The 13,758-nt window shown below is 69.0% G+C and carries 12 protein-coding genes; all 12 read right to left on the bottom strand.

Features of this window, described 5'->3' with window-relative positions:
- A partial coding sequence (locus ON27_RS09625; RefSeq protein WP_043722779.1) for a C40 family peptidase occupies positions 1 to 453 on the bottom strand: 453 nt, incomplete at its 3' end.
- 705 nt (positions 454 to 1,158) lie between these two features.
- Positions 1,159 to 4,293 carry an isoleucine--tRNA ligase gene (gene ileS, locus ON27_RS09620; protein WP_043722776.1) on the bottom strand — a complete coding sequence of 1,045 codons (3,135 nt, stop codon included), beginning with the start codon at positions 4,291 to 4,293 and terminating at the stop codon, positions 1,159 to 1,161.
- Positions 4,294 to 4,588: 295 nt separating this feature from the next.
- Positions 4,589 to 4,792 (bottom strand): hypothetical protein, encoded by a 204-nt coding sequence (locus ON27_RS41190; RefSeq protein WP_083880491.1) that lies wholly within the window; start codon positions 4,790 to 4,792, stop codon positions 4,589 to 4,591.
- A 77-nt stretch (positions 4,793 to 4,869) separates the two neighbouring features.
- Positions 4,870 to 5,724 (bottom strand): DivIVA-like cell division protein Wag31, encoded by an 855-nt coding sequence (gene wag31, locus ON27_RS09610; RefSeq protein ID WP_043722769.1) that lies wholly within the window; start codon positions 5,722 to 5,724, stop codon positions 4,870 to 4,872.
- Between the two features lie 69 nt (positions 5,725 to 5,793).
- Positions 5,794 to 6,096: a YggT family protein gene (locus ON27_RS09605; RefSeq protein ID WP_039797136.1), complete on the bottom strand. Its 303-nt coding sequence runs from the start codon at positions 6,094 to 6,096 to the stop codon at positions 5,794 to 5,796.
- Positions 6,097 to 6,185: 89 nt separating this feature from the next.
- Entirely contained in the window at positions 6,186 to 6,968 is a 783-nt protein-coding gene (locus tag ON27_RS09600; protein WP_043722768.1) for a cell division protein SepF, read from the bottom strand.
- Between the two features lie 105 nt (positions 6,969 to 7,073).
- Entirely contained in the window at positions 7,074 to 7,814 is a 741-nt protein-coding gene (locus ON27_RS09595; RefSeq protein WP_043722794.1) for a YggS family pyridoxal phosphate-dependent enzyme, read from the bottom strand.
- 58 nt (positions 7,815 to 7,872) lie between these two features.
- Positions 7,873 to 8,601 carry a peptidoglycan editing factor PgeF gene (pgeF, locus tag ON27_RS09590; RefSeq protein ID WP_043722767.1) on the bottom strand — a complete coding sequence of 243 codons (729 nt, stop codon included), beginning with the start codon at positions 8,599 to 8,601 and terminating at the stop codon, positions 7,873 to 7,875.
- 215 nt (positions 8,602 to 8,816) lie between these two features.
- Positions 8,817 to 10,061, bottom strand: coding sequence for a cell division protein FtsZ (gene ftsZ, locus ON27_RS09585; protein ID WP_043722766.1), 1,245 nt, complete (start codon positions 10,059 to 10,061; stop codon positions 8,817 to 8,819).
- 350 nt (positions 10,062 to 10,411) lie between these two features.
- The gene (locus ON27_RS09580) at positions 10,412 to 11,134 is read right to left on the bottom strand and encodes a cell division protein FtsQ/DivIB (RefSeq protein ID WP_083887467.1); all 723 of its coding nucleotides are present in this window, start codon (positions 11,132 to 11,134) and stop codon (positions 10,412 to 10,414) included.
- 6 nt (positions 11,135 to 11,140) lie between these two features.
- Positions 11,141 to 12,664 carry a UDP-N-acetylmuramate--L-alanine ligase gene (gene murC / locus ON27_RS09575; RefSeq protein ID WP_051046388.1) on the bottom strand — a complete coding sequence of 508 codons (1,524 nt, stop codon included), beginning with the start codon at positions 12,662 to 12,664 and terminating at the stop codon, positions 11,141 to 11,143.
- Positions 12,661 to 13,758, bottom strand: a 1,098-nt coding sequence (gene murG, locus ON27_RS09570) for an undecaprenyldiphospho-muramoylpentapeptide beta-N-acetylglucosaminyltransferase (protein WP_051046387.1), incomplete at its 5' end; no start/stop codon positions are given. The genes murC and murG, both read right to left, overlap by 4 nt.

Below are 13,758 nucleotides of genomic sequence, written 5' to 3'. Positions count from 1 at the left end.
ATAGATGCCGACGTGCGAGCCGTCGCTGTTCAGCACGACCACGTCGCCGGGCGACAGGGCGGCCCTCGGGACCGGCGTGCCCGCCTTCGCCTGCTGCCAGGTCGTCCGCGGAATGCTCACGCCGACTTGGCGGTACGCCCACTGCACGAGGCCCGAGCAGTCCCAGCTGGAGGGCCCGGTGCCACCCCATTCGTACGGCTTGCCGATCTGTGTCGTCGCCGCGGCCAGCGCGCCGAGGCCGAACACACTGGGCACCGGCAGGGCGGCCGAGCCGCTGGCGCTGCCGGATTCACCGCCGGGACCGCTGCCCGACGCCGAACCGGAGGAGGCGCTGCCCGGCCCGCTGCCGGAGGCGCTGCCGGTGTCGGCCCAGACTGGTCCGGCGAGCAGGAGGATGGCGATGGTCGAGAGCAGGAATCCGAGCGCGATGCGGTGCGACGATTTTCTCGGCACGTACTCGCCCCTTCCATGGGCGCGGTTGACTGGCCACCGATCGGCAGCCTGGCTAACACTTGGCATCAGACGCGGCCAACGATGCGCAGCCGCGACTACCCGCGCCGGGCAGGTTCCCGGCACGGCCGATTTCCCAGTAAGACACGCCAGAAAAGAGAGACTGCGCGCCCAAGAACCACCTGGGCCACAGCAGCGACATCGCAGATTGTGCCCGGGATTTCGGCGATTTGTCGGGAATCAGCAAATTCTCAGCATGTGATCTATATCACTAAGTGTGGGTTGGTAGATCCCCCCTGCCTGCCCGACGACATCGTGTGGATCGCGTTGCGTGGTCGGGAGAAAGGCCTGCGACAGAGACTCCGGCGAGGCCCGGCGGCCGGCGCACCCGGAGCATGGTCGAGGGGACGTCGCCGTGGCCGAGCCGGCGATCGAAGCGCGACGGCCGCGGGCGAGCCGCTCCGGGTGGCCGCGGACGACGTCTTCCCGGCGACGCCCTGATCTGGGGGCGGCGCGACTATCCCATCCGGCTGGAGAACGAGTACACGTGACACCGCCCCGTCACTACCCGGTGCGGCAAAGAACTGCGGCCGGTCACCTCCGTGATCTACGACACCGGCGGGCCGTGGACGCACGGCGCGGCGGCCGCTCGGACAGCAGCCGGGGCGGGACCTTCTCGGTCCCGCCCCGGCTCGCTCGGTATCCGGCTCAGGCCTTGGCGAGTTTCGCCCGCACGCCGCCGACCAGATCAGCGGCCTCGGGCCCCGCGTCGCCGAAACTCAACGAGGTGGCGAGAATCTCGCCCGCGATCAGGTCGCGGTGGGTCTCGGCCCACACGGCCCGTTCCGCGGGCACGTCCAAGACCACGGTGACGCGGTCGGAGACGTCCAGCCCGGCGGATTTCCGGGTCTCCTGGAGGTCGCGGATCAGGTCCCGCGCCCAGCCCTCGGCCTCCAGTTCCTCGGTGACCACCGAATTCAGCACCACGAGGCCCGCGTTGCCGGGCAGCGCCGCCGTCGACTCGGGTTCGGCGGCGACCAAGCGCTGGGTGTACTCCTCGGGCAGCAGAGCGATTCCGGCCGCACGCACCGTGCCGTCGGCGTCCTCGGACCATTCCCCGGCCTTCACCGCCTTGATCACCGTCTGCACGTCCTTGCCCAGGCGCGGACCCGCGGCGCGGGCGTTGACCACCAGCTCGAACCGGCCGTGCGAGGCCACGTCGGTGGTCAGGTCCACCTTCTTGACGTTGACCTCGTCGGCCACGATGTCGGCGAACGGCGCCAGCCGCTCGGCGTCGGCGGCCGCGATGGTCACCTCGGCCAGCGGCAACCGCACCCGCAGGTTCTGCGCCTTGCGCAGGCTCAGCACCGTCGAGCACACCACGCGCACCTCGTCCATGGCGGCGACCAGCTCCGGATCGTCCGGCAGCTCGCCCTCCTTCGGCCAGTCGGCCAGGTGCACCGAATCGCCGCCGGTCAGCCCCCGCCAGATCACCTCGGTGATCAGCGGCAGCAGCGGCGCCGCCAGCCGGGTGACCACCTCGAGCACCGTGTGCAGGGTGTCCACCGCGTCGCGGTCCTCGCTCCAGAACCGCGACCGCGAGCGCCGCACGTACCAGTTGGTCAGCGCGTCGGCGAACGAGCGCAGCTCCTCGCAGGCGCCCGCGATGTCGTAGACCTCCAGCGCCGCGGTGATCACGTCCCTGGTTCGCGCCAGCTTCGCCAAGATGTAGCGATCGAGCACATGGGGTGAATCCGTGCGCCACACTCCCGGCTTCGAGGCGTACAGCTGCAGGAAGGTCCACGCGTTCCACAGCGGTCGCAGCGCGTGGCTCACGCCCTCGCGGATGCCGCGCTCGGTGACGATGAGGTTGCCGCCGCGCAGGATCGGCGAACTCATCAGGAACCAGCGCATCGCGTCCGAGCCGTCCCGGTCGAACACCTCGTTGACGTCGGGGTAGTTGCCCTTGGACTTGCTCATCTTCAAGCCGTCGTCGCCGAGCACGATCCCGTGCGCGGCAACGGTCTTGAACGCCGGGCTGTCGAACAGCGCCGTCGCCAGCACATGCAGCGTGTAGAACCAGCCGCGGGTCTGCCCGTTGTACTCGACGATGAAATCGCCGGGAAAGTGGCTGTCGAACCACTCCTTGTTCTCGAACGGGTAGTGCACCTGGGCATACGGCATCGAGCCGGACTCGAACCAGCAGTCCAGCACCTCCGGTACCCGGCGCATGGTCGATTCGCCGGTCGGGTCGTCGGGATTCGGCCGGGTGAGCTCATCGATCATCGGACGGTGCAGATCGGCCGGGCGCACGCCGAAATCGCGCTCCAGCTCGTCCAGCGAGCCGTACACGTCGACACGCGGATAGGCCGGATCGTCGGACACCCACACCGGGATCGGGCTGCCCCAGTAGCGGTTACGGCTGATGTTCCAGTCCCGCGCGCCTTCCAGCCACTTGCCGAACTGGCCGTCGCGGATGTGCTCGGGCACCCAGGTGATCCGCTTGTTCAGCTCGACCATCCGCTCGCGGAACTTGGTGACCGCGACGAACCAGGAGGGCACGGCCATGTAGATCAGCGGCTGCCCGGAGCGCCAGCTGTGCGGGTAGGAGTGCTCGATGGTCTCGTGCCGCAGCAGCTTTCCGGCCGCCTTGAGATCCTTGATGATCACCGGATTGGCGTCGAACACCATCAGGCCCTCGTACGGCGGGACCATCGAGGTGAACTTGCCGCCCGCGTCCAGCGGCTGCACCAGCTCGATGCCGTTGGCCGTGGCGACGTCCATGTCCTCCTCACCGAAGGCGGGCGCCAGATGCACGATTCCGGTACCGGAGTCGGTGGTCACGTAGTCGGCGGTGAGCACGCGGTGCGCGTTGGGGTGACCGAGGAAGAAGTCGAACGGCGGCGCGTAGGACAGGTCGGCCAGCGCGGCGCCGTCGAACTCGCCGAGCACCTCCGGGTTCTCGCCGAACTCCCGCCCGTAGTGCGAAACCCGTTCGGCCGCGAGCAGGTAACGCTTGCCGTCGGCCGCGCGCAGGTGCACGTACCGGATGTCCGGGTGTACGGCGATCGCCAGGTTCGACGGCAGCGTCCACGGCGTCGTGGTCCAGATCAGCGCGTTGGCGCCGTCGAGCGCGTGCAGCGGATGCTCCGCGGGGACGCGCAGCGCCATGTCGACGGTGACCGCCGGGTCCTGGCGCATCTTGTAGGCGTCGTCGAGGCGGGTTTCCTGATTCGACAGCGGCGTCTGCTCGTACCAGCTGTAGGGCAGTACCCGGAAGCCCTGATAGATCAGCCCTTTGTCGTACAGCGACTTGAACGCCCACATCACCGACTCCATGAAGTCGATGTCGAGTGTCTTGTAGTCGTTGTCGAAGTCGACCCAGCGGGCCTGGCGCGTCACGTAGTCACGCCATTCCCCGGTGTAACGCAGCACCGACGATTTGCAGGCCGCGTTGAATTCCGCCAGGCCCATCGCATCGATCTGTGATTTGTCCGTGATACCGAGCTGCTTTTCGGCTTCGATTTCCGCGGGCAATCCGTGGCAGTCCCATCCGAATCGCCGGTCGACCCGCTTGCCGCGCATGGTCTGGAAACGCGGAACGAGGTCCTTGACGTATCCGGTGAGCAAATGTCCGTAATGCGGCAGACCGTTGGCAAAGGGCGGCCCGTCGTAGAAGACGAATTCCGCTGCGCCGGAACGATTTTGGATGCTGGAGCGGAAGGTGTCGGCGGCCGCCCATGCGTCGAGCACGCGGCGCTCCATCTCGGGGAACGACGCCCCGTTGCCGACGCTCAGGTCGACGCGCGGGTACGCGCTGTTGCTGGAAGTGTGGTCCGCCATGGCGGATGCGTCTCCTCGTGCCGTGTCGTGGGCACGGGGACGATATCGGCGCCCGGTGCGCCGAAACCGCGGTACCACCCCGCTTGTCCGGTGTGCTGAGCGCCGGACCTCTCGTTCACGAGCTGTGACGGGCTCACCCGTTCGGTTCTACTGAGCGCACGCCCGGAAGGCCGTGCCGCCGTTCTTCCGAAGGCTCCCCGGTGATAGCCGGATCGACGCCGTGTTCATGTTTGATTCTAGCCGTAGCGGTCAACTCATTTGCTGAGGCGGGTCGCGCCGGGCCGGTGCGGACGCCTCACCGTTTGGCATGACGACCAGGAGGCGGCGGCGGCGAATCACCATCCGGGCTCCGCATGGACAAGGCGCTCACCAGCAAGAGCATCGCGCCGATGACGCACACCACGATGCAGCCCCACGCCCAGATCACCGATCCGGTGGTGAGAGCCGCCACGAGCAGGGCGAAGCCGATCGCGGCAAGGACGAGTGTCAAGACGAGCATGGTGACCCCCAAGGCATGCCGGGCGGCTCGACAGTTCCTCTAACAGTATGCGAACTGCTGTGCTGGGGCGCGGCGCGTTACTTGCCGCCCTTGGCGAAGGAGGCCGGTGCGAGGTTGCTCGCCGTGTTGGCGTCGGCGAAGGCTTCGCCGCCGTCGACCGGAACGGCCGAGCCACGGTTCTCCAGCTCCTCGAGCTGCGATTCCAGGTACGACTTCAACCGCACCCGGTACTCCCGCTCGAACGTCTTGAGCTGCTCGATCCGGCTCTCCAGCACGCTGCGCTGCTGGGTGATGGTCGCCATGATCTCGGTGTGCTTGCGCTCGGCGTCCGCCTGCAGGGCGTCGGCCTTCTCCTTGGCCTGGCGCAGCTGGCTGTCCGAACGGCTCTGCGCGTCCGACAGCATCGCGTCCGACTTCTGGCGGGCGTCGGCGATCATGGCCTCCGACCGCGTCCTGGCGTCACCGACCAGTCGCTCGGAATTCGCCCGGGCGTTCGACAGCAAACTCTCCGCTTCGGCCTTGGCGTCGCTGGTCAGCCGATCCGCCATCTCCTGGGCGAGGCTGAGCACCTTGGCGGCCTGCAGGTTCGCGTCCGCGCCCGGCGCGTCCTTGGCCACCGGCGCGGCGGGCATCGGGGCGGGCGGCGCGGCGGGAACCGGGGGCTTGATCGGTTCCGGCGGCGGCGGAGCCTGCGGTACCGGCGGTTTCACCGCGTTCACCCCGACCGGACCGCGGTTCTTCTTGGCATCGGCCAGTTCCGCGTCGAGTTCGGCGACCCGCTGGCGCAGATCCGCGTTCTCCTCGATCAGACGCGAGAGCTCCTGCTCGACGAGATCCAGGAACGCGTCGACTTCGTCCTCGTTGTAGCCGCGCTTCCCGATCGGCGGTTTGCTGAACGCGACGTTGTGCACATCGGCTGGGGTCAGCGGCATGGAAGGATCCCTTCACGCGTCTTTTGGAGATCTAGCAGATCTAGCAAGCTGTCTTCTCGGCCCATTCTGTCACACCGGAGCTACCGGCTGCCCGAGCCTGCCCACGATCGACATCAGGATGAACACGATGAAAAGCAGGACCATAATCGACAGATCCAGGCGAATTCCGCCGAGCGACACCGGGGGTATCAACCGGCGCAGCAGTTTCACCGGGGGGTCGGTGATCGTGAAGATCACCTCCAGGACGACGACCACGACACCGGTAGGACGCCAGTCTCGGGCAAAGCTCCGGATGAACTCGACGATCACCCGGCTGATCAGCAACAGCCAGAAGATGAACAGTACGAAGTACAGCACCGCGAACAAGGCCACGACTTCACTCTGCCGTAAAAATCGCTTCGCGCAAAATGACCGCGCCGAAGAACCTGCGCGCGGTCTGCTCCACCCCCCAGATCACGAGCTTATTTCTGGTTGTAGAAGCCGGTTTCCGCGATGCGCCTGCGTTCTTCCGCTGATACGTCGACATCCGCCGGTGAGAGCAGGAACACTTTCGTCGCCACCTTGTCGAACGATCCACGCAGCGCGAACGCCAGGCCCGCGGCGAAGTCGACCAGCCGCTTGGCGTCGGCGTTGCTCAGATCCACCAGGTCCATGATCACCGGGTTGCCCTCACGGAAGCGCTCGCCGATGATCCGAGCCTCGCTGTAGTCGCGCGGGCGCAGCGTCGTGATCTTGGACAAGGGGCCTCCGTCCTCGAAGATCCCGGGCCGCCGCACCGGGGCGGGCTCGGGACGCACGCGCTCCTCCAGCCTGCGCTCCTCGGCGTCGGGATCGACGGCGAGCGCGCCACGGGTGGCGCCGCGCAGCGGCGGCGCGGTCCCGCCCGCCCGGAACCGGCCCGACGGGGCGGAGTCTATCCGGGTGGGACGCCGCGGCGCGTCGTAGCGATCGTCGCCGTAGGGCTCGTCGGCGTAGTCGTCGCGCCGCGACACCGAGTAACCCGCCTTGTACGGGGACTTGTACGCGGGCTCCGGGTAGTCGACGTCGTCGAAGCGGCCCGCGCCGTACCGTTCCTCGCCGTAGCGATCGACGTAGCTGTCGCGGTCGGTGTAGTCACGGGGCCGGGGCCGGCGAGCACCGCGCTCGTCCACGCCTCGGGGGGCGCGATCGTCGACGTAGTCGTCTTCGTAATCCTCGAGCGGAACCATGCCGAAGTACGCCTTGAACTTGTGCAGCGTGCTCATTGGTCGACCTTCCTTCGGCCCCGGTGGCGGCCGGGTGTTGAAGTCTTGCTCAGCCCTCTTCAGTTCCCAGCATATGTGTCGAATGTGACTGATGAGGTTTCTTTGCTAGGCCGAGGTTATCGGTCGGATACCCATCAAGGCGGTACCGACACGCACAACCGTCGAGCCGTGTTCGATCGCGGATTCCAGATCGCCGGACATTCCCGCGGAAAGCTCTGTCGCGTCCGGATGATCGGCGAGCAACAACGTGTGCAACATCGCAAGTCGCGCAAATGCGGCATCAGACTCCGAACCCAAGGGCGGAATGGCCATCAGACCCGACAAACGTAATCCCGACGTGTTCGCAATCCGTTCGGCGAGCACGGGAAGATCGTTCGCCGCGACACCCCCGCGCGCCGGGTCGTCGTCCAGGCTCACCTGGAGCAACACCCGAACCGGTTCGGTGCGCTCCCCCGCCTCCAGCGCGGCCAGCGCACCGGCGTCCAGGGCGGTTGCCAGCCGTTCGCTGTCGACCGAATGCACGGTGTCCGCCCACCGGGCCACACTCCGCGCCTTGTTCCGTTGCAATCGCCCGATCATGTGCCAGCGGACGCCGGAGAGGTCTTCCTCACGTAAGGCCGCCACCTTGGCCGCGGCCTCCTGCTCGCGCGACTCGCCGAACTCGCGCCGGCCCAGCCGATGCAGGATCGCCACGTCGGAGACCGGGAAGAATTTCGTCACCGGCAGCAGCCGCACCGAATCCGGCGCCCGGCCCGTCGCCCGGCAAGCGGCGTCGATGCGGGCGAGCAGACCGGCCAAGTTCTCCGCCAGCTGTGCGGTGCGGGCCGCGAGCGAGGCGTCCACCACGGTCCTGGCTCCGGTGTTCACGACCGCACCTCGACCGGCCCCGGAACCACGCCCCCGCTCATGCGCCCGCCTCCATCCAGATCACTCCGCCGATCCGGCCGGTCGGCGCGCCGCGGCGATGGCTGAACAAGGTGCGGTCCTCGATGGTGCAGCGCGGGTCGACCGCGATCCCGGCGACACCGGCCTCGGTGAGCTGCCGGGAAATGCCCGCGCGCAGATCGAGGCCGGGCGTGCCGCGGACGGTGGTGGTCGCGCTGCCGGGCAGGTGCGCTTCGACGTCGTCGCGCATCGCGGCGGGCACCTCGTACTGTCGGCCGGAGGCGGCGGGCCCGAGCAACGCCCCGACCCGGTCCAGGCGAGCGCCGACCGACACCATCGCCTCCAGTACCCGCGGCACGATGCCGATGCGGGCGCCGATCCGCCCGGCGTGCACGGCGGCGATCACGCCCGCCTCGTCGTCGGACAGCAGGATGGGTACGCAGTCGGCGGTGAGCACCACCAGCGCTAGACCGGGCACCGTGGTCACGAGCGCGTCGGTGGCGGGGACCGGCTCGGCGCGCGGGCCGTCGACGATCTCCACATTCCGGCCGTGGATCTGTTCCATCCAGACCAACCGCTCGGGCGGCAGGCCGATGCCCTCGGCCAGCCGGTCGCGATTGCGCCGCACCGCCACCGGATCGTCGCCGACGTGGTCGCCGAGATTGAACGAGTCGTAGGGTGGCGCCGAGAAGCCTCCGGACCTGGTCGTGGTGACCCGTCGGACAGTGATGGTCGGCGCGATAGTCATGGCCACGAGCCTAATGGCGCTCGGCGAAGGCCGTCGAAATGCCCAGGTAGAGGCGGAATCTTCCCCCGCTTGACCGCGCGGAGCCGACTACGGGCCCGCGCTTCCCCCTGAAATCGCTTGCCGGTCGACGCACTTCGCCGACCCGCTCGCGTCCCGGCGCCGGCCGGGATCGCTTCTCAGCTCGGTCCCGGCCCGCGCCGGAACTCGTTCCAGCGCTAGCCCCTCCGCATGAACGAAGGCACGTCCACGTCGTCGTCATCGTCGCCGGCATCCGGCGGGGTGATGTGCGATCGCGAGTTGCTCGTCACCGTCGGCTCGGCGAGGGTCCGCGCCCGTTCGGTGTCGCGGTAGCTCGGCACCGCGCCGCGGCCGGTCGTACTCGTACCGGACGTGCCCGATGTGCTGTCGCTACTGCGCGCGGTGAGTTCGCTGGCGCGGCTCTGCCCGATCTCGCCCGAGCGCGCCGTGCCGATGGTGCTGCGGCTCGGGTTCTCGAAGGTGCGCCGGGCGGGGCCGCCGCCGTCGAAGCCCGCCGCGATCACGGTGACCCGCACCTCGTCCCCGAGCGAATCGTCGATCACCGTTCCGAAGATGATGTTGGCCTCGATGTGCGCGGCCTCCTGCACGAGCGAGGCGGCCTCGTTGATCTCGAACAGGCCCAGATCCGAGCCGCCCGCGATCGACAGCAGCACGCCGTGCGCGCCGTCCATCGACGCTTCCAGCAGCGGCGAGTTGATCGCCGATTCGGCCGCTTTCACCGAGCGGCCCTCGCCCCGCGCCGAGCCGATGCCCATCAGCGCGCTGCCCGCGCCGGACATCACGCTCTTGACGTCGGCGAAGTCGACGTTGATCAGACCGGGTGTGGTGATCAGGTCGGTGATGCCCTGCACACCGTTGAGCAGCACCTCGTCCGCTGAGCGGAACGCGTCCATCAGGCTCACCGCCGCGTCGCCGAGCTGCAGCAGCCGGTCGTTCGGGATGACGATCAGCGTGTCGCACGACTCGCGCAGCAGGTTGATGCCGACCTCGGCCTGGTTCCCGCGCCGCTTGCCCTCGAAGGAGAACGGGCGGGTGACCACGCCGATGGTGAGCGCGCCGAGCTTGCGCGCGATCTGCGCGACGACCGGCGCGCCGCCGGTACCGGTGCCGCCGCCCTCGCCCGCGGTCACGAAGACCATGTCGGCGCCCTTGAGCACCTCTTCGATCTCGTCCTTGTGGTCCTCGGCGGCCTTGCGCCCGACCTCGGGGTCCGCGCCCGCTCCCAGACCGCGGGTCAGCTCACGGCCGACGTCGAGCTTGACGTCGGCATCGCTCATCAGCAGCGCTTGGGCGTCGGTGTTGACCGCGATGAACTCGACACCTTTGAGTCCTTGCTCGATCATCCGGTTGACGGCATTCACACCGCCGCCGCCGATACCGACGACCTTGATCACCGCAAGGTAGTTGTGCGGGGGCGTCATGGGCTCTCGCCTTCCTTCGATCTAAAGCCTGTCGTTTCCGGATTCTCGGCACACGCTCGCGGGCCCGTTCCGGAGTCGGGTCGCTGCGAGGAGCGAACCGCGGCTCGGGCAAACTCTAAAGCTCAACCATAGGGTTAGCGTTATGTCAAGTATCCGACTGGTGCGGAACGCTATTCGCAGCCGACGCGATACGCGCGCAGGCGCGCCGAGACGAGAGCCAGAATCTTGCGTGATCCCGCTCGTCTCGCCGCTCCACACGTCGTATGGTGAACGGTTGCCCCCCTGCCCCGTGTTCGACGCCGGAACCGCTCCCGGACCTCCGAATATTCCCTGGACACAATGGGTGTGGATCACTTTACCGTGACCAGATTGGGACTCGAAACATCGAACACCGTTCCGGGGCGTGTCAACAACGGCAATACGACCGCCGACTTCCGTTCGGCGTCGTTGGTCCCGCCCCAGAGTACCGTGCGCCCGTCCTTCAGATTCAGCGAAATATCCGAAATAGAGCGTGCGACAACCTCGCTCACCTGAACGGCCAGCGCAGGCGGCACGATGGCGAGTATCGAGACCGCCGCCCCGGTCACCGGATCAGCGGCCCCAGGGCGCTCGGTGATCAACTTCGGCACGCCGATCGGCGTGGCCTCGATCGCGAATTCCACGCCCTCGGCGTCGAGCAGATGCGCGCCTTGCGGACTGTCGTAGAACAACACCGCGGTGCGCTCGACCACCGTCACCCGGACCGTCGACGGAAATACGCGCTGCACCCGCGCCGAGCGCACCTTCGGAATGCTCGCCACGCGCCGGGCGATCGCGGTGGTATCGATCCGCAACATCGAACGTCCGGACGGAATTTCGAGCCGATCCCGTACCTCTTGTTCGGAAACCGCCGCCGCCCCGTCGATTCGCACCGTGCGCACCGAGAGCACCGGCGTCAACCAGGAGACGACACAGAGCACTGCAAGGACGCACACGGCCAGCAATCCGTACCGGCGAACTCGGCGCCAGTCGATCGCACCGAACCGATCACCCGCGCGGCGCCCGGCCGCGCGCGCCGAATCGACCCCGCGCACGCCCGGTCACCGACCGTGCTGGGGCCGCGCCCGTAATCCGTCGAGAATCTGGCTGCCCAGCATCGTCACGTCGCCCGCACCCATGGTGATCACCACGTCACCCGGCAACGCCAGACCCGCGACCTGCCGCCCGACCCGGGACATATCGGGCTGGTAGTGCACCGGCTTCGTCACCGACTGGGCCACCAGCGCGCCGTTCACTCCGGGCAGCGGCTTCTCCCGCGCACCGTAGACGTCCAGCACGACGACCTCGTCGGCCAGGCTGAGCGCCGCGCCGAAGTCCTGCGCGAAGGTCGCGGTCCGGCTGTAGAGGTGCGGCTGGAACACCACGATGACCCGGCCCTGCCTGGACCGGGCGCCGTCGCGGGCCTCCTGCTGGACCAGTTCGGCGGCGGCGCCGAGCACCGCGCGGACCTCGGTCGGATGATGGGCGTAGTCGTCGAAGACCCGCACACCGTTCTCCCGTCCGGCGAACTGGAACCGGCGGTGCACACCGCCGAAACCCTCCAGACCCTGGATGACCTCGCCCACCTCGGCGCCGGTGGCGTGAGCGGCGAGCAGGGCGCCGAGTGCGTTGAGCGCCATGTGCCTGCCCGGCACCGAGAGGCGCAGCGTGCGCGGGGCGGCCTCGTCGGCGAGCTGGAACTGCACGAGCCCGCCGACATCGCGCGGCTCCCAGCTGTGCAGCCGCGCGCCCACCGGCACCGGCGCGTCCGCGAGGTCGCCGGAGCCGTAGCCGAGCACCCGGACGTTCCGCTGCGCCAACCGCTGGCCGACCCGTTCGGCCAGCGCCCGCGAGCCCGGATCGTCCAGGCACACCACCAGCAGGCCACCCGCGGCCAGCCGGTCGGCGAAGTCGTCGAAGACCTGCACGTAGGCCTCGTCGGAACCGAAGAAATCCAGGTGGTCGGACTCGATGTTGGTGACCACGGCGACGTCCGGGTCGTATTGCAGCAGCGAGCCGTCGCTCTCGTCGGCCTCGGCCACGAAGATGTCGCCGGTGCCGTGGTGGGCGTTGGTGCCCGCCTCGTTCAGCTCGCCGCCCACCGCGAACGACGGGTCGAACCCGCAGTGCTGCAACGACACGATGAGCATCGAGGTGGTCGAAGTCTTACCGTGCGTACCGGAGACCAGCAGCGTGCGATGCCCCTGCATCAGCGACGCCAGCACCGTGGGGCGCAGCAGCACCGGAATGCCGCGCCGGTTGGCCTCGACGAGTTCCGGATTCGTCTTCGGGATCGCCGCGTACGTGGTGACCACCGCGGTCGGGCCGCCCGGCAGCAGGTCGAGGGCGGTGGCGTCGTGCCCGATCCGCACCTGCGCGCCGCGTGCGCGCAGCGCCAAGACGCCCCGGCTCTCCTTGGCGTCCGACCCCGACACCGCACCGCCGCGGGCCAGCAGGATTCGCGCGATGCCGGACATCCCGGCCCCGCCGATGCCGACCATGTGCACCCGCTGCAACTCCGAGGGCAGCTCGGTGCGTTCGGTCTCGGTATCCGGCGTCGCCCGGCCCGCGGTTGTGTCGCTCATCGGCGCGCCACCTCCGCCGCGATCCGCGCCACCTCGTCGGCGGCGTCGCGGTGCCCGGCGCCTGCGGCGGCCCGGCCCATCTCGATCAGCCGTGCGGGGTCCATGAGCAGCGGAATCACCTCATCGATCACGTACTTCGGCGTCAACTCGGAATCGGGGACAATTCTGCCACCGCCCTGGCGCACCACGGGCCGGGCGTTGAGTTCCTGCTCCCCGTTGCCGTGCGGCAGCGGCACGTAGAACGCGGGCAGCCCCACCGCGGAGACCTCCGCGACGGTCATCGCGCCGGATCGGCAGACCACCGCGTCGGCGGCGGCGTAGGCGAGGTCCATCCGGGACAGGTACGGCACCGCCACATACCGAACACCGTCCGGGCCTGCGGTGGCGGAGCTGTCGAGTTCGAGGGTGTTCTTGGGGCCGTGCGCGTGCAGCACCGAGATGCCCGCGGCAGCGAGCTGGGGCGCCGCGCCCGACACCGCCTCGTTGAGGGTTCGCGCACCCTGCGAGCCGCCGAAGACCAGCAGCACCGGTCCCTCCGGCGGCAGGCCGAAATGCGCTCGGGCCTCGGCGCGCAGCGCGGCCCGGTCCAGACCGGTGATCGAGGCGCGCACGGGAATGCCCACCACTCGGGCGTTCGCCAGCCCCGAGTCCGGCACCGCGGCGAGCACCCGCGCCGCGCGACGGGCGCCGACCTTGTTCGCGATGCCCGCCTTGGCGTTCGCCTCGTGCACCACCACCGGAACCGGGCGTCTGCGGCGCAGCACCCCCGCGCCCGCGGCGAGGTACGCCGGGAGCGCCACGTAGCCGCCGAAGCCGATGATCACGTCGGCCTCGACCGCATCGATGACCGCTCGGGTCGCGGCCACCGAGGCCCGGACCCGGCCGGGCAATCGCAGCAGGTCGAGCGTGGGCTTGCGGGGCAACGGGACCGGAGGGATGAGCTCGAGCGGATAGCCGCGTTCGGGGACCAAGCGGGTCTCCAGACCGCGTTCGGTGCCCAGCGCCGTCACCCGGATCGAATCGTCGAGCCGCCGCAACGCGTCCGCCACCGCGAGTGCCGGTTCGATGTGGCCCGCCGTGCCGCCGCCCGCGAC

This window comes from Nocardia asiatica NBRC 100129 (assembly GCF_000308415.1).
In the GTDB taxonomy this organism is placed as follows: Bacteria; Actinomycetota; Actinomycetes; order Mycobacteriales; family Mycobacteriaceae; genus Nocardia; species Nocardia asiatica.
Note: the sequence above shows the minus strand (reverse complement) of the source record. Positions and strands in the feature narration are given on the sequence as shown.